The organism is Arthrobacter sp. 'calajunan' (assembly GCF_046940185.1).
GTDB classification, from domain to species: Bacteria; Actinomycetota; Actinomycetes; order Actinomycetales; family Micrococcaceae; genus Glutamicibacter; species Glutamicibacter soli.
The window spans coordinates 78673-94168 of record NZ_JBKZDY010000002.1 but is presented as its reverse complement, the minus strand read 5'-3'; the positions used below and the strand labels follow the sequence as shown (position 1 = coordinate 94168).

15 protein-coding genes are annotated in these 15496 nt (G+C 66.3%); 7 read left to right on the top strand and 8 right to left on the bottom strand.

The annotated features are described in order from the left end of the window. Nucleotides 1-7: 7 nt before the first annotated feature. From denD to RF641_RS02925, 6 genes are all read right to left on the bottom strand, one after another. On the bottom strand, nt 8-970 hold the full coding sequence (gene denD, locus RF641_RS02950) for a D-erythronate dehydrogenase (protein ID WP_424572465.1): 963 nt from the start codon (nt 968-970) through the stop codon (nt 8-10). Between the two features lie 21 nt (nt 971-991). After that, a complete protein-coding gene (locus RF641_RS02945; RefSeq protein WP_424572464.1) occupies nt 992-1768 on the bottom strand; it encodes a DeoR/GlpR family DNA-binding transcription regulator in 777 nt (258 codons plus the stop codon). Continuing rightward, a complete protein-coding gene (otnI, locus tag RF641_RS02940; protein ID WP_424572463.1) occupies nt 1765-2544 on the bottom strand; it encodes a 2-oxo-tetronate isomerase in 780 nt (259 codons plus the stop codon). Before otnI ends, RF641_RS02945 begins: the two co-directional genes overlap by 4 nt. 2 nt (nt 2545-2546) lie before the next feature. After that, nucleotides 2547-3809, bottom strand: a complete 1263-nt coding sequence (otnK, locus tag RF641_RS02935; RefSeq protein WP_424572462.1) for a 3-oxo-tetronate kinase — start codon at nt 3807-3809, stop codon at nt 2547-2549. A 337-nt stretch (nt 3810-4146) separates the two neighbouring features. Further along, entirely contained in the window at nt 4147-4647 is a 501-nt protein-coding gene (locus RF641_RS02930) for a phosphorylase family protein (protein WP_424572655.1), read from the bottom strand. Further along, complete coding sequence (locus RF641_RS02925; protein ID WP_424572461.1) at nt 4557-5045, bottom strand: fumarylacetoacetate hydrolase family protein; 489 nt, start codon at nt 5043-5045, stop codon at nt 4557-4559. The genes RF641_RS02930 and RF641_RS02925 overlap by 91 nt, the downstream gene beginning before the upstream one ends. Nucleotides 5046-5214: 169 nt before the next feature. Here RF641_RS02925 and RF641_RS02920 point away from each other — a divergent pair, with 169 nt between their 5' ends. Beyond that, a complete protein-coding gene (locus RF641_RS02920; protein WP_424572460.1) occupies nt 5215-5631 on the top strand; it encodes a RidA family protein in 417 nt (138 codons plus the stop codon). A 100-nt stretch (nt 5632-5731) separates the two neighbouring features. Here RF641_RS02920 and RF641_RS02915 read toward each other — a convergent pair whose 3' ends face one another. Together RF641_RS02915 and RF641_RS02910 are read right to left on the bottom strand one after the other, a co-directional pair. Further along, nucleotides 5732-6619: a PaaX family transcriptional regulator C-terminal domain-containing protein gene (locus tag RF641_RS02915; RefSeq protein ID WP_424572459.1), complete on the bottom strand. Its 888-nt coding sequence runs from the start codon at nt 6617-6619 to the stop codon at nt 5732-5734. Nucleotides 6620-6792: 173 nt separating this feature from the next. Then, nucleotides 6793-7353 carry a phosphorylase family protein gene (locus RF641_RS02910; RefSeq protein WP_424572458.1) on the bottom strand — a complete coding sequence of 187 codons (561 nt, stop codon included), beginning with the start codon at nt 7351-7353 and terminating at the stop codon, nt 6793-6795. Nucleotides 7354-7478: 125 nt separating this feature from the next. Here RF641_RS02910 and RF641_RS02905 point away from each other — a divergent pair, with 125 nt between their 5' ends. The 6 genes from RF641_RS02905 (at nt 7479) to RF641_RS02880 (ending at nt 15408) form a co-directional block, all read left to right on the top strand. Next, nucleotides 7479-7970: an S-ribosylhomocysteine lyase gene (locus RF641_RS02905; protein ID WP_113606612.1), complete on the top strand. Its 492-nt coding sequence runs from the start codon at nt 7479-7481 to the stop codon at nt 7968-7970. Nucleotides 7971-8103: 133 nt separating this feature from the next. Further along, nucleotides 8104-8481, top strand: a complete 378-nt coding sequence (locus RF641_RS02900; RefSeq protein ID WP_053797687.1) for a hypothetical protein — start codon at nt 8104-8106, stop codon at nt 8479-8481. Between the two features lie 150 nt (nt 8482-8631). Next, a complete protein-coding gene (locus RF641_RS02895; protein WP_424572654.1) occupies nt 8632-10047 on the top strand; it encodes a 3' terminal RNA ribose 2'-O-methyltransferase Hen1 in 1416 nt (471 codons plus the stop codon). Further along, nucleotides 10044-12563, top strand: a complete 2520-nt coding sequence (locus RF641_RS02890) for a polynucleotide kinase-phosphatase (RefSeq protein WP_424572457.1) — start codon at nt 10044-10046, stop codon at nt 12561-12563. The genes RF641_RS02895 and RF641_RS02890 overlap by 4 nt, the downstream gene beginning before the upstream one ends. Nucleotides 12564-12731: 168 nt before the next feature. Then, nucleotides 12732-14489 carry an FAD-binding protein gene (locus RF641_RS02885; protein WP_424572456.1) on the top strand — a complete coding sequence of 586 codons (1758 nt, stop codon included), beginning with the start codon at nt 12732-12734 and terminating at the stop codon, nt 14487-14489. 16 nt (nt 14490-14505) lie between these two features. Next, the gene (locus RF641_RS02880) at nt 14506-15408 is read left to right on the top strand and encodes a LysR family transcriptional regulator (protein ID WP_113606608.1); all 903 of its coding nucleotides are present in this window, start codon (nt 14506-14508) and stop codon (nt 15406-15408) included. The last annotated feature ends 88 nt before the right edge of the window (nt 15409-15496 follow it).

Genomic DNA, 15496 nt, shown 5'->3' with positions numbered 1-15496 from the left:
CCGGGGATCAGCCGGCGATGAAATCGTCGTGGTACTGCTGCACGATCTGGACGAAGTCGTTGTCCGCCGCAAAGCCCAGGGCCTTGGTGCGGGTGACATCGAAGTTGCCCGGCCAGGAGCCCACGATCGCGTCGATCTTCGGATCGTGGGACAGGCTCACCAGCTCGCGGGCGGCGCTGCCGCCGACCTGCGTGAGCGCGTCGAGCATCTGTGCCACGGTGACCGACAAGCCGGGGATGTTCAGCACCCGCCAGTCGCCGAGCGAGGCGCCGTCCAGCTCGAAGGCGTGCACCAGGTTGGCGACCGCGGCCTGCGGCGAGGATAGCCACATTACGGTGTCCAGCGGCACCGGGCAGGTGGAGGCAACCCCGTTCATCGGTTCGCGGATGATCCCGCTGGCAAAGGAGGAGGCCGCGGAATTCGGCTTGCCGGGACGGACCGAGATGGTCGGCAGGCGGCAGACGCGTCCGTCGATGAAGCCCTTGCGGGAGTACTCGTTGACCAGCAGCTCGCCAATGGACTTCACGGTGCCGTAGGTGGACTCGGGCTGGGTGCCGTGGCTTTCCGGCACGACCGCCGGCATGGTGCCGCCAAAGACCGCGAGGGAGCTGGTGAACACGAAGCGCACCGGGCCCTTGACCCGGCGGGCGGCTTCCAGCAGCGCCCGGGTGCCGTCCACGTTCACGTTCATGGCCAGGTCGAAGTCCTCTTCCGAACCGCCGGAAAGCACCGCGGCCAGATGGAAGATGCCCACGGTGTCGTCGGTGACCAGCTCGTTGAGCAGCGCGGCATCGTCGATGCTGCCGGTCACCGAGGAAACCCGGTCGTCGGCGACGGGGCAGGGCGCCAAATCCAGGCTGACGATCGCGTCGAAGTCCACCGGGCTGGCACCGGCATCCTTGCGATCCAGCAGCAGTTGGATGACTCGGCTGCCGAGGAATCCGCCTCCGCCGGTAACGATGATTTTCATGGCTGGGATATCCTCCGGAAATTAGTGTTGAAGATGTTCGTTGGTCAGGATCAGGCTCACACCCAGATCCCGGATTCCCTCGGCGGCCGACTCCGGCAACTCGTCATCGCAGATGATGGCGTCGAATTCGGTGAGCTTCAGGGCCTGCAGGCTGGCGACCCTGCCGTACTTGCTGCTGTCGCTGGCCAGGATGGTGCGCACGGCACCGGCATGGATGGCCTTCTTCACGGCCAGCTTGGCGTCCGACGGCACCGAGATGCCGCGCAGGTCAAACGAGGACGTGGACACGAAGGCGACGTCCACGTTGAACTGCCCGATCTGCGACGCGGCTGTCGAGCCCTGCGAGGACTGGTTGGACATGTCGACGGAGCCGCCGACGAAGTAGAGCTGGTTGCTGCCGGACTCGCAGACCGCCAGGGCAATCGCCAAGTCATTGGTCACCACCACCAGCTGGGGAACCTCCGCCAGCTCGCGTGCGATGGCCAGCGTGGTGGTTCCGGCGTCCAGGAACACCACGTTCCCGGGCTGCACCTGCCCGGCGGCCTGCCGGGCGATGGCCTGTTTGGCGGCCGGCTGCAGGCCCTCCTTGACCTCGTGGGACAGGTCCAGGGCCAGGCGTTCGGGGCGGCTGACCCCGCCGGGGACAGAGATCACCTTGCCCAGCTCCTCCAGGCGGCGGATGTCGCGGCGCACGGTCATGTGCGAGACGTCCAGCTCCTGGACCAGTGCGGCGATGCTGACGCTGGGCTGCTGTTCCAGCTGGCGCAGGATGCTGCGCTGGCGTTCCAGCGGGATCATGGCTGGCTTGCCGTGACGCGGTGCAGCCAGCCCAGGCCGGCCTCGGTGGTGGTGCGCGGACGGTACTCGCAGCCGATCCAGCCGCGGTAGCCGGCGGCGTGCAGTTCGCCCAGCACGTAGTTCAGGTTCAGCTCGCCGCCATCGGGCTCGTGGCGTTCGGGTACCGAGGCGATCTGCACGTGGGTGATCCGCTCGATGCAGCCGCGCATCAGCATGGTGACATCGCCGTGCGTGATCTGGGCATGATAGTAGTCGAACTGCAGCCCGACGTTCGGCCTGTCGATGCGCTCCAGCAGTTCCAGGGCTTGCGGGACGCCGGAGAGGAAGTAGCCGGGCATGTCCCGGGCATTGATCGGCTCGATGCTCAGCTGCAGGCCGGCGGCTGCGGCGGCATCCGCCGCGTGGCGCAGGTTGCCCACATAGGTTTCGGTGGCCTGCGGGGTGACCGGTGCATTGCCGGCCATGACATGGACCCGCGGGCACTGGAGGATCCGGGCGTAGTCAATGGCCAGCTCGATGGAGGAGTGAAACTCCTTTTCACGCCCTTCGAGGGCGGCCAGCCCGCGTTCGCCGGCCTCCCAGGTGCCGGCCGGTGCATTGAACAACGCCTGGACCAGTCCGTTCTCACGTAACAGCCCACGGATCCGCTCGGCGGGAAGCTCATAGGGGAAGAGGTATTCCACCGCCGTGAACCCGGCGTTGGCGGCCGCCTGGAAGCGTTCGGCGAAGGGCAGCTCGGTGAACATCATGGACAGGTTGGCTGCGAAGTTGCTCATGATCATGCTCCCCTGACCTGCTGGGAATCCGCGAAGAAGTTGACGCCGCCGAAGTTCCCGGATTTCAAGGCCAGGTCGATCCGGCCATCCAGCGACCGGACCCACGGCACGCCGGGGGCGATGCCGGGACCGACCTGGAAACCGTCCACGTCCAGGGCCTGGGTGACGGCACCGGAGGTCTCACCTCCGGCTACTACCACGCGCTGTACACCGCGGGAAACCAGGTCGGAGGCGATGCGGGCAAAGAACTGCTCGATGGCGTCGCTGGAGGCCGCTGCCCCGTAGTAGCGCTGCAGGCGGGAGACTTCATCGGGCCCGGCCGTGGCATAGATCAGCGGCGCTGGCCCCTGGGCGTCCTGGGCCGCGAACCAGTCCAGCACTTCCTGGTCGTAGCCCGAGGGGGAGCTCATGAGCCGGTCGACATCTACGGGCAGGGCCGGGGCCTGGGTGCGGTAGGCGGCAACCTGCTCGTTGGTGGCGGCGGAGCAGGAGCCGGAGAGGATGACGCCGGGACCGGCATGCGGGGTGAAGCTGGCTGCGGCGCCCGCGTCGTCGCTGCGATGTGCCTTGGCGATGGCGCCGCCCAAACCGGAGCCGCCGGTGACCAAGGGCAGGTCCTTCACCGCCTCGCCCAGCGTGTCCAGGTGGGTCTGGTTCAGGGCATCGAGCACCGCGTAGCGCCGGCCGCCGGCGCGGCAGTCGCGCAGCGCGCGCGCAACCTGTGCGGCACCGGCCTCAACGGTCTCGTAGGGGACCAGTCCGGTGTTGCCCTGGGCCTGGGTGTCCATCAGTCGCACCAGGCTGGAATCGCGCATCGGGGTCACCGGGTGGTCGCGCATGCTGGATTCGTCCAGCGGCACGCCGTTGACGAACAGGTGGCCCTGGTAGGTGGTGCGGCCATTGACGGGCAGGGCGGGGCAGATGACGGTGAAGTCGGTGTCGAGTGCCTTCAGCAGCGCGTCGGTGACCGGGCCGATATTGCCCTGCGCGGTGCTGTCAAAGGTGGAGCAGTACTTGAAGTAGATCTGCCGTGCGCCGGCTTGCCGAAGCAAGTCCAAAGCTTGCAGGGATTGCTCGATGGCCTCGGCCACGGGATTGGAACGGCTCTTGAGGCTCACCACGATGGCTTCGGTGCCCTGCGGAATGGCATGCAGCGGCTGCACGCCGGACAACTGCACGGTTTTCATGCCGTTTGCCACCAGGAAACTGGCGATATCCGTACCGCCGGTAAAGTCGTCGGCGATTACGCCCAATCGAACAGCCATCGTCACTTCCTTGCTAATCCGGGCACACCATCATGCCACTGGAATCACAAAATATACCACAACCTAACATTCTTGAACAAAGAAGTGTGACCAGACAGGTGGAGTGTCAATGAATTCCCCATGAAAATCGAGGGTCGCACGGCGCGACGGCGCGACAGCGGGGCGGGGGTTGGGCCTGGCGGGAGTTTAACAAAAATTCCCAGGTGGTTGGTTGCTGCTGCAACCGGCCCGAATTCGCGGCCGGGCAGGACGCAGACGTCCACCTTGGTAGGGTCGGGCGCAGACGTCCACCTTGGAAGGGCAGGGCGTCGGTGCCGGGGATCGGGCGGGGACGCCGCTAGTTCAGGTGCTGCTCCCAGAACTTCCGAAGCTGCCGGCTCTTGCGCGCCACAACGGCGAACCAGTCATCGATCGTGGTGCTGCTGTCGGCGAAGTCCGAGGGCACCTTGAAGATCTGCAGCGGGACATTGAAGCGCTCGCACACGCTGGCGTAGGCGTAGCCTTCCATGTCCACCAGCTGGGCGCCGAGTCCGGCGATGCGGATGCGCTGGTCGTCGTCGCTGACGAAGACATCACCGGTGGCCATGGTCAGCTGGCGCTCCGGAAGCAATACACCGCCGGCTGGACGCAGGGGTGCCGATTCGAGCGGGAAGTCATGCTGGATGACCGTGGTGACCTGGTAGATGGTGTCCATGTCCGGGCGCTGCTCGCCGTCCACGATCACGCCGGCGGTGCCAAGGACCACGATCACGCCGGCGGTGCCAAGGACCACGACTCGCTCGTAGTGGCCTCCGGCCAGGGCTCCGGCGAGCGCGACCGCGCCATCGATCTTGCCGATGCCGGTGACCAGGTGCTCGACATCGGCGAAGGCCGTGGCCTCGTCCTCATGAGCGAACACAGTTCGGCTTCCCAGTCGACGGACTCGGAATTTTCGCTGGTGATCTCGGCATTCGGATCGGTCAGGGTATCGGCGAACTTGGCGAAAAGCGTCGGGTATTCGGGCAGTTCGCGACCCATTTCCAGGATGTGGTCGGAGTAGTTCAGCCCGCAGCAGATGACCTTGTTCGGGGCGGGGACGGGGTTCAGGATGCTTGCATCGGCGGTGGCGATGAATTCGGCGGATCCGGAGGCAAGAGCTTTCCGGGCCAAGTCCTGCCACTGCTCGTTGTCGAGGAGCTCACTGAGATTCTGGGCATTCAGCGGAGCAAAGCCGCCGTCTACCGCCACGGCTGCCATGCGCTGTGTTTTGTACTGAATCGAAGCGAGTTTCATTGTGTGCTTTCACCCGGAGAAATATGTGTCGACTTTTTTACCGCCGTCACGTATGCTCAATGTAGAACGCATTGCAATTTGTGCGCTAGACCTAATTTTTGGATATCGCATCGAATCTCTGAAAGGGATCACCATGGCCGAAACCGCAGTCTTCGAAAACCTCACTGTCAACCCGGAATCCCTGCCCAAGCCATCCGGCTATGCGCATGGAATGCGTGCTGGAGACACCGTTTACCTCGGCGGCCAGACCGCCCTGAACAAGAACATGCAGATCGTTCCCGGCGGCATCGTGGAACAGTTCAAGCAGGCTTTCGGCAACGTCTTGACCACCCTTGAGGAAGCCGGCGGCAAGCCGGAGGACCTGGTGACCGTGACCATCTACCTCACCGACGTCGACGACTACATGGCCAACGGCCGTGAGATCGGCAAGCTGTGGCGCGAGATGGCGGGCAGCAAGTACCCGGCCATGGCCGGCATCGGCGTCACCCGCCTGTGGCAGAAGGAAGCGCTTATCGAGATCCAGGGCGTCGCCGTTATCCAGAGCCGCTAGGGATTTACCGGGCAGCAAAACAACAATAAGCCGCAGGCCAGTTCGCATGAACTGGCCTGCGGCTTATTGTTGGCCGGCCAGGCAGGCAGAAGCCTCGGAGCTAGATGCGGGCGTCGCTTTCCTGGGCGCTGATGGCGCGTTCCGCGTGCCGGGACGCCCTGAACCCGATGATTTCGTGGAGTTGCTGGAACAGGTCGGAGGCCGCGATGGCGTTCCACCCTTCCGGCAGGAGCTCGGCAGGGAGGCCCGGGTCGGAATACGGCAGCCGCCGCCACTGGGTAATCAACACGAGGTAGTCGGCAAACGCCTCGGCGTCGAGGTCCTCCGACTCTTGCGCGGTTGGAATTCCCGTCCATTTGTCCAGCAGCGGCCGATTGGTTTCCAGGAACTCGGAATAGAGGGAATCCAGCGATTCGAGGTCCCACCAAATGCCCATGTTCTTGGCCAGGTCATGGCTGCCCACATGCTCCGCCAGGAAGAACTCGAAGTAATCCGCCATCCCGTGTCGGTCGAAGTAGGACAGGGCCTCGTCCTTGAGGTGCTCCGGGGCAATCCACAGCCCGGGTGCGACGGCGCCGAATCCCATGCGGACCAGGGTCGAGCGGATCTTGTGCCGGATGCTGCGCTGCGATTCGGGCACCGTGAACGTGGCCAGCAGCCAGCGGCTGTCGGCGGTCGCCCGGCGGGGAGTGAAGATGCGTTCATCGCCTTCCGCGAACGCGGACAAGGCCGAGGGCGACAGCGCGTAACCTTTCCGGTTGTTGACCTTGACGCTGTCGATGACGCCGCGCTTCTTGAGCCGCGAGATCGAAGAACGCACGCCGGCCGACTCGACGCCGAGGTCGTTCATCAGCGAAATGATCGTGGACACCTGCAGCTCGCCCCCGTGCGCCCTGGCGTAGAGGCCGAAGAGGGAAATGATCAGCTGATGGTGGCGCGGCGTCGAATTTTCGCTGCCACCTGATGGTTGCTCGGTCCGTGGCGTCATGCGCTCACTGTATCGAATCCCAGGTCGATTAGACCAAGCGGCAGTTTGGACGCCGACCGTGTCGATCCCGTCCGGCCTGATCCCGGCGGGTTGGCAAGGGCCAGGAACAAAGGGCAAGGGCAGCGTCCGGGTATCGACCCGCGGCGCTGTCCCTGCCCTCGGTGCGGTTGACGCTAGGCCAGGTTCTTTTCGTAGAACTCGCGCAGCTGCACGCTCTTGGCCTTGGCGATGTCGTCCCATTCATCGATCGACGCCGAGTCGTCCGCGTAGTCCGAAGGGATCTTGAAGATCTGCAGCGGCACGTTGAAGCGCTGGCAGATGCTGGCGTACGCGTAGCCTTCCATGTCCACCAAGGAGGCGCCCAAGCCGGAGATGTGCACGCGCTGCTGGTCGTCGGAGACGAAGACGTCGCCGGTGGCCATGGTGGCCTGGAAGTCGGGGAGCAAGATTTCGCCGGTTGGCTCGACGTCTGCCGAAGGCAGCGGGAAGTCGTGCTGGATCAGCTTGGTCACCTGGTAGATGGTGTCGAGGCTCGGGCGGTCCTCGCCTGCATGGCCGACCACGCCGGCGGTGCCCAGCACGACGACGCGTTCGATATTGCCTCCGGCCAGTTCGCCGGCCAGCGCCACGGCCGCATTGACCTTGCCCACACCGGAAATCAGGTGCTCGACATCGGCGAATGCCACGGCCTCGTCGCTATGCGCGAATACGAGCAAGGTCTTCTTGTCCGACATGAAGTTCCCTTCTAGGAAGTAAGTTCAGGGTCCGCTGCTACGCCCCGAAGTCTCACAAAATTCTATCGGTTACGCCTCATTAACCATCATCGCGTCGAGGCCAAGTGAGCGGATAGACTTTTGGCATGAGTGATATTGAACTTGCAGAAGTTGAGAGCTTCGCGCTGGACCACACCAAGGTCAAGGCGCCCTACGTGCGCAAGATCGGCGTCGAGCGCGGCCCCAAGGGCGACGCCATTTCCAACTACGATATCCGCTTCGTCCAGCCGAACCACGGCGAGATCCCGACCGCCGGGCTGCACACCATCGAGCACACCCTGGCCGGGCTGATCCGCACCCGCTTCGAGGGCCTGATCGACTTTTCCCCGTTCGGCTGCCGCACCGGATTCCACCTGATCGCCTGGGGCGAGCCGACCCCCGAGCAGGTGGCCGCGGCCATCAAGACCTCGCTGGAGGACCTGGTCCAGAAGGTGACCTGGGATGACGTGCCGGGCACCGAGGCGGTCAGCTGCGGCAATTACCGCGACCACAGCCTGCACTCGGCCAAGGAATGGGCCAAGGTGATCCTGGAGCAGGGCATCAGCCTGGACGCTTTCGACCGTTCCCGCATCGCCTAGCCGCAGCACCCTGCGGCAGAGGATCCCGGCCCCGCCCGTGTGTGTGGCCGGGATTTTTCGCGCTCCGGGCACGGCCGGCGCGTGCTTGAAGCAACCCAGCCAATACCTATGTTGCATGGGTAGCATGGCAGGTATGCGAAAAGTTCTGTCCTCGGCCGCTGTACTGTCGATCATCACGCTGGCGGCGGCCGGCTGTACGAACTTCGACGCCGCGGCGACCTCCCCGGTCAGCGACGCCTGCAGCGCGGCCATCCAAACGCAGAACGAGGCATGGTCCAATCCCGAGTCCTCGAACGAGCAGCTGCAGGAAGCCGAGCTGCGCGGACTGCAGGAGTGCAAGAACATCGACGAGTGGAGCACCGCGGTGTCCTACAACCCCGGGTCCATGGGCTACGACGTGCTGAGCACCGAAGAAGCCGCCAACCTGGTCTACATGGCCTGCGAAAGCGGGGACGCGGAGAACCTGACCCCGGTCTGCGCGGACGCCGCAGGCCGCGGCTACCTGAACTAAGCCGCCGGGCGGAGCGGAATTCCGCACCCCAGGCGGCACGCGGGACTGGCATGCTTCGCCACGCGGCGCCCTGAGACCCAGTTTTTCGGTAGTCTTGCATGAAACGCCAAGCCACCGAGCAAAAACTCCTGGGAAGTCCGCCCCGTGCTACTGACAATCACCCTAGAATCCGCCCCCGGGTCGGGGATCGACGCCACCGCCCTGTCGCATCTGCTGCGCAAGCATCCAGGCAAGGTACAGTCCTTCGACCTGGCGGTGGGCCAAGCCCACGTGTTCTATCCCGAATATTCCAAGCAACGCGCCACCGCGGCCCTGCTCTTGGAAGTCGACCCCGTGGGGCTGGTGCGCAGCAAGCGCTTCCGCGGCGACGCCGGGGCCCTGGACTACTACGTCAACGACCGCCCGTACGCCGCGTCGAGCCTGATGTCAGTGGCCCTGGGCAAGGTGCTGCGCAGCGCCATGACCGGGACCAGCGAAAGCTACCCGGAGCTGGCCGCCGCGCCGCTGCCGCTGCGCTTCGAGCTGCCCGTGCTCTCCACCCGCGGGCACGCGGGCCGGGACCTGGCCAAGCGGCTGTTCGCGCCGCTGGGCTGGAACGTCGAGCAGACGCCCATCGCCCTGGACGAGCAGCATCCGCACTGGGGCGATTCGCAGTACAGCGCGCTGGCGCTCAGCGGAGAGGTCCGCTTGGACCTTGCGCTGCGCCAGCTCTACGTCCTGCTGCCGGTGCTGGATGACTCGAAGCACTACTGGGTCAACGACGACGAAGCGGAAAAGCTTGCCCGGCAGGGCGAAGGCTGGCTGGAGGACCACCCCGACCGGGAGCTGATCGCCCGCCGCTATCTGGCCCACCAGAAGGACCTGGTGGCGCTGGCCGAGGCGCGGATGGATCCGCCAGCCGTCCCGGAAGCCACGGCAGACCCGGGCATTTCGGAGCAGGCGGGCGGCGAAGCAGCCGTCCCGCTGCGGGTGCAGCGTGCCATGGATGTCATCGCCGCGCTCAAGGAACACGGAGCCCACCGGGTGGTGGACCTGGGCTGCGGGCCCGGTGCGCTGCTGCGCCGGCTGCAGGCGGACCCGTTTTTCACCCGCATCGTCGGCGCCGATGTCTCCGCGCGATCCCTCGAACAGGCTGCCGCCGCGCTGCGCTTGGAGGAGCGCACGGACGAGCAGCAAGAACGCATCAGCCTGCTGCACAGCTCCGCGGTCTACCGCGACGACCGGCTGGCCGGCTACGACGCGCTGGTGCTCATGGAGGTCATCGAGCATGTGGACGCCTCGCGGCTGCCGGCACTGCAGGACGCGGTGTTCGCCGGCGCCGCCCCTCGCATGGTCGTGATGACCACTCCGAACGTCGAATACAACAGCAAGTACCCGGACCTGGAACATGGCTCCCTGCGCCACGACGACCACCGTTTCGAATGGACGCGCGCGGAATTCCAGGCCTGGGCCGGGGCCGCCGCCACGGACTACGGCTATGCCGTGGAGTTCCGCGGCATCGGGCCGGTGGACGGCTCCGCGGGCACGCCCACCCAGATGGCGATCTTCCGAAAGGACGCGGCATGAACGAATTCTCCATTCCCGAGTCAGGGCTGGTGGTGCTCATCGGCGTCTCCGGATCCGGCAAGTCGACTTTCGCCGCCAAGCACTTCGGCCGCTTCGAGACGCTGTCCAGCGACTACTTCCGCGGCCTGGTCGGCAATGACGAGACCGACCAGTCCGTCACCGCCGCGGCCTTCGACGCGCTGCACTACGTGGCAGGCAAGCGGCTGGAAACCGGTCTGCTGACCGTGGTGGATGCCACCAGCGTCCAGCCCGCCGCCCGGCAGAGCTTGATCGAGCTGGCGCGCAGCCACGACGTGCTGGCCACGGCCATCGTGCTGGACGTCCCAGTCGAGGTGTGCCTTGAACGCAACGAGACCCGCGGCGAGCACCGGGTGCCCAAGTCGGCGATCGACCGCCAGCACCAGCAGCTGCGCCGGTCGCTCAAGATGCTGCGCCGCGAGGGCTTCGCCCGGGTCCACGTGCTCTCGTCCTTGGCGGAGATCGAGGACGCGGTCATCACCCGGCACAAGCTGCTCAACGACTTCAGGGACCAGCACGGCCCGTTCGACGTCATCGGGGACGTGCACGGCTGCCTGGACGAGCTGGTGCTGCTGCTGGAGAAGCTGGGCTACGAACTGGTCCGCGACCGGCAGGGGCGCGCCGTCGACGCCGTCCACCCGCAGCGGCAGGCAGTCTTCGTGGGCGACCTGGTGGACCGCGGCCCTGATTCGCCCGGCGTGCTGCGCTTGGTGATGGGCATGGCCGCCGCCGGGCACGCGCTGGCGGTGCCAGGCAACCACGAGGACAAGCTGGTGCGCGCCCTGCGCGGGGCCAAGGTCACTCTGGGCCACGGCCTGGACAAGACCCTGGAACAGCTGGAGGCCGAAGGCCCGGAATTCACGCGCGAGGTGCAGGACTTCGCCCGTTCCCTGGTCTCCCACCTGGTGTTGGATGAGGGCAAGCTGGTGGTGGCGCACGCGGGGCTGATCGAGAAGTACCATGGGCGGGCCTCCAAGCGGGTGCGGGCCTTCGCCCTCTACGGACAGGTCAGCGGCGAGAAGGACGAGTACGGCCTGCCGGTGCGCTATCCCTGGGCCCGGGACTACCGCGGTGCGGCCGCCGTCCTCTACGGGCATACCCCGGTCACCGAGGTCGCCTGGATCAACAACACCGCCTGCTTGGACACCGGATGCGCCTTCGGCGGGCAGCTCAGCGCGCTGCGCTACCCGGAACGGGACGTCGTGGCCGTGGACGCGCTGGCGCAGTACGCCGAACCGCTGCGGCCGCTGGAATCCCCGCACGGGCCGCAGCGCGAACCGGGCGTGCTGTCCATGGCGGACGTCACCGGCCCGCTGCACCTAAAGGCCGGCGAGCGCGGCACCGTGAAGCTCAGCGCCGCGCAGGCCGCCGGCGCCCTGGAAACCATGAGCCGCTTCGCTACCGACCCGCGCTGGCTGCGCTATCTGCCGCCGACCATGTCCCCGGCGGAGTCCTCGGCGCGTCCGGGGTATCTGGAGCACCCGGACGAGGCCTTCGCCTACTTCCGCAAGCACGGGATCACCGAGGTCGTCTGCGAAGAGAAGCACATGGGCTCGCGCGCGGTGCTGCTGCTGGCCCGCAATCCCGGGCGCTTCGACGCGCCCGAGGGCTGGCTCGGCGCCCTGCATACGCGCACCGGGCGCGATTTCCTGGCTCCGGAGGTGGAACGCGCCCTGCTGCAACGGGCGCATGAGGCCGTGGAAGCGGCGGGCTTGTGGGAGGAGCTGGGCTCGGACTGGGTCATCCTGGACGGCGAGCTGCTGCCCTGGTCGCTGAAGGCGGAATCACTGATCAAGGACAACTACGCTTCGGTCGGCGCCGCCGCGGTGGCAGCCACCTCGGCAGCCGTCGACCTGCTGGAGAAGGCTGCTGGGACCGGGCTGGAATTGACCGCGCTGCTTGAACGCACCCGTGAACGCAGCGGGAATGCGCTGGCGTTCCGCGAGTCCTACCGGCGGTACGTGGGAAACAAGGACGAGATCCGCTTCGCCGCATTCCAGGTGCTGGCCTCCGAGGGCAAGACCCATGAAAGCCGCGACCATGGATGGCACCTGGGAATTGCGCAGAAGCTGGCGGTGCAGGCGCCGGACCTGTTCAAGGACACCGCCTGGATGCGGGTGTCACTGGACTCCGGGGAATCGACGGACCAAGCGGTGCGCTGGTGGGAGGAGCTGACCATGACGGGCGGCGAAGGCATGGTGGTCAAGCCGTGGCAGAACCTCACCCGCGGTCCCAAGGGCTGGGTGCAGCCGGGCATCAAGGTGCGCGGGCGGGAATACCTGCGCATTATCTACGGCGCCGACTACCTTCAGGAAGAGAACCTGCGGCGCTTGAAGCAGCGGGCCACCGACCGGAAGCGTTCGCGGGCCATGCAGGAGTACCTGCTGGGACTGGAAGCGCTGCGGCTGACCGCGGTGGGGGAGCCGCTGTGGAAGGTTCACCAGATGGTGTTCGGTGTGCTCGCGCTGGAATCCGAGCCGCTGGACCCGAGGCTTTAGGCCGCCGGCCGCGGGTTCCTAACCCGCGGCCACGAACCCGCCACTCCAAATTGAGTAGTTTTGATACATAATAAATGATCAAAAACATCGTGGACAGTACATTGTTCTGCGTCACATAATGAACACCAGACCAACTGATGTCATGCGACGAGTACTGAGGAGCAAGCGATGGCGCGCCAGAAAAGTGAATGGGACCTCGAATACGATGTGGTGGTTCTGGGGACTGGGGCCGGCGGCCTTGCCGCCACGCTGACCGCCGCGGCGCACGGCGCCAAGGTGCTGACGCTGGAAAAGACCGAGTACCTCGGCGGCACGACCGCCTACTCCGCCGGCACCTGCTGGGTGCCGGACAACAAGTTCCAGCGCGAGCAGGGAATCCTGGACGACTACGAGAAAGCCGTGCGCTACCTGGACCTGGTGGTGGGGGACAAGGCGCCGCGCGAGGCCCGGCTAGGATACCTCGACGCCGCGCCCAAGATGCTTGATGAACTCGAAGGACTGGGTGTGCGCTTCCTGCATTCGCCGGCCGTTGTCGACTACCACTCCGAGCTTCCCGAAACCGGGAAGACCGGCCGCGCTCTGGAACCCGAGCCCTTCGATGGACGCAAGCTCTCGGCCACCGAATTCCGCCGCATCCGCCGCCCTGTCCCCGAATTCGCGCTGATGGGCGGAACCCTGATGCTGCGCCGTCCGGACGTTGCCGCGCTGCTGAAGCTGTTCACGGGCAGCGCCGCCGAGCGTGCCAAGGCCGTGGGCCTGGCCGGCAAGCTGGGGCTGCAGTGGGCGCGCGACCGGGTCACCCGCCCGCGCGGTACTCGGCTGGTGATGGGCAATGGCTTGGTTGCCTCCATCTACCACCAGTCGCTCCAGCGCGGAGTGGACTTCCGCTTCAGTGCCCACACCACGGAGCTGATCCGCGGCAGCGAACGCATCGAGGGGCTCGTGGTGGTCCACGAGGGCAAAACCCTGAAGATCCGCGCCCGACAGGGTGTGGTGCTGGCTGGCGGCGGCTTCTCGCAAAGCCCGGCGCTGCGCGAGCAATACATGCCCAAGCCCACCCCTCAGTTCTCCCGCGCCGGCGAAGGAGCTACCGGCGATACCTTGGCGCTGGCCGCCGGGGTCGGTGCGGCGCTGGGGCAGGACAACGGCGAAAACGCGCTGTGGTTCCCCAGCTCCATCGGGCGCCGCGCCGACGGTTCCCAGGTCGTGTTCCCGCATATCTGGGACCGCGCCAAGCCCGGTGTGATCGCGGTGGGCAGCGACGGCAAGCGCTTCGTCGACGAGTCCTGCTCCTACCACCGCTTCGTGCGCGCGATGTACGCCACCGACGGCCGTGCCATCCCGGCTTGGCTGATCGTCGACTCGCGCACGCTGGCCAAGTACGGGCTGGGCATGATCACCATGCCGCACCTGCCGCGGGCCGCGCTGCAACGCTACGTGAAGGATGGCTACCTCTACGAATCCGAGACGCTGGCCGGCCTGGCCGCGCAGATCGGGGTGGACCCCGCGGGCCTCGAAGCCACCGTGCGGCGCTACAACGGCTTCGCCGAAACCGGCAAGGACGAGGACTTCGGGAAGGGCGACCTGCTCTTCGGCCAAGTGGCCGGAGACCCCGAGCATGGGCCCAACCCGAACGTCGGGCCGGTGGCCCGTGCGCCGTTCTACGCCATGGCTTTGGTGCCTACCCCGTTGGCCACCGCCTTCGGGGTGCTCACCAACCCGCAGGCCCAGGCGCTGGACGAGCGTGGCGAGGCCATCGCTGGCCTGTACGCGGTGGGAAACGACGCCGCCTCCGTGATGGGCTCGGAATACCCGGGAGCCGGCGTGCAGGTCGGCTCCGGCCTGGCCTTCGGTTGGGCCGCAGCCCGTCACGCCACCGGGAGCCTGCCGCGCCCCGGTACGCTGGAGGAGTTGACGACCGACTAGGGAAAAGCGGGTAGGCATGGAAATCAGGTGGCTTGAGGCATTCATCGCGGTGGCGGAGGAGCTGCACTTCGGCAATGCGGCCTTGCGGTTGCGCATGGCGCAGTCGCCGCTGAGCCAGACCATCCGCAAGCTGGAGCGCTCGCTGGGCACCGAGCTGTTCGTGCGCAGCACCCGCTCGGTGGAGCTGACCGCCGCCGGCCATGCGCTGCTGCCGCACGCGCGGCAGGTTATGGAGGAGCTGACCATCGCCGCCCAGGCGGTGAAGGTGCCGCAGGGGAAGGTCTACGGAAAACTCTCGCTGGGCTTCACCGGCGTGCTCAACCAGCTGGCCCTGCCGCCCATGACCCGCGCGCTGCGCAGCACCCACCCCGACATCGAGCTGACGCTGGTGGGCCGCGTGATGACCCATGACGCGGTGCACCAGCTGGAGGCGGGCTCCCTGGACCTGGCGTTCGTCGGCCTGCCGGTGGATTCCGCACGCATCAACTCGCGCCTGCTGGCCCAGGAAGCCTTCGGCATGGTGCTGCCGCAGGAGCACCCGCTGGCCGACCGGGAGGGTGTCGAGCTCGCCGCCTTCGCCGACGACTCATTCATCACCCCGCCGATCTCCGCGGGGTCCGCGCTCTACCAGTCGACCATTTACGCCTGCACCGACGCTGGGTTCTATCCGACGGTGTCGCAGGAAATCACCGACCCCTACATGACCATGATGCTCGTGGCGGCAGGGGTCGGTGTCGCGTTCATGCCCGAGGGCATCGCCCATGTGGTGCCTCCGGGCGCCGTCTTCGTCCCGCTGCACGGCAAGCAGTACTACATGAACCATGGCCTGGCCTGGTCGGTGCGCCCCGGCTCGCTGGCCCGCGACGCATTCCTCGAATTGAGCGAAGAAGTGCTTCCGTCGCCCACGAGAATTATGTAGTTAATACACATAGCTAATGTGCAATTAGGTCGTGGACATAATAAGTTAGGCGGGTCACACTAGATGATGTTCCTCTCGAAGAGGAGAA

Bases quoted from the DNA above. Each gene is read 5' to 3' on its own strand.
- denD (WP_424572465.1), bottom strand. From the start codon at position 970: ATGAAAATCATCGTTACCGGCGGAGGCGGATTCCTCGGCAGCCGAGTC.
- RF641_RS02945 (WP_424572464.1), bottom strand. From the start codon at position 1,768: ATGATCCCGCTGGAACGCCAGCGCAGCATCCTGCGCCAGCTGGAACAG.
- otnI (WP_424572463.1), bottom strand. From the start codon at position 2,544: ATGAGCAACTTCGCAGCCAACCTGTCCATGATGTTCACCGAGCTGCCC.
- otnK (WP_424572462.1), bottom strand. From the start codon at position 3,809: ATGGCTGTTCGATTGGGCGTAATCGCCGACGACTTTACCGGCGGTACG.
- RF641_RS02925 (WP_424572461.1), bottom strand. From the start codon at position 5,045: ATGGCAGCCGTGGCGGTAGACGGCGGCTTTGCTCCGCTGAATGCCCAG.
- RF641_RS02920 (WP_424572460.1), top strand. From the start codon at position 5,215: ATGGCCGAAACCGCAGTCTTCGAAAACCTCACTGTCAACCCGGAATCC.
- RF641_RS02915 (WP_424572459.1), bottom strand. From the start codon at position 6,619: ATGACGCCACGGACCGAGCAACCATCAGGTGGCAGCGAAAATTCGACG.
- RF641_RS02910 (WP_424572458.1), bottom strand. From the start codon at position 7,353: ATGTCGGACAAGAAGACCTTGCTCGTATTCGCGCATAGCGACGAGGCC.
- RF641_RS02905 (WP_113606612.1), top strand. From the start codon at position 7,479: ATGAGTGATATTGAACTTGCAGAAGTTGAGAGCTTCGCGCTGGACCAC.
- RF641_RS02900 (WP_053797687.1), top strand. From the start codon at position 8,104: ATGCGAAAAGTTCTGTCCTCGGCCGCTGTACTGTCGATCATCACGCTG.
- RF641_RS02890 (WP_424572457.1), top strand. From the start codon at position 10,044: ATGAACGAATTCTCCATTCCCGAGTCAGGGCTGGTGGTGCTCATCGGC.
- RF641_RS02885 (WP_424572456.1), top strand. From the start codon at position 12,732: ATGGCGCGCCAGAAAAGTGAATGGGACCTCGAATACGATGTGGTGGTT.
- RF641_RS02880 (WP_113606608.1), top strand. From the start codon at position 14,506: ATGGAAATCAGGTGGCTTGAGGCATTCATCGCGGTGGCGGAGGAGCTG.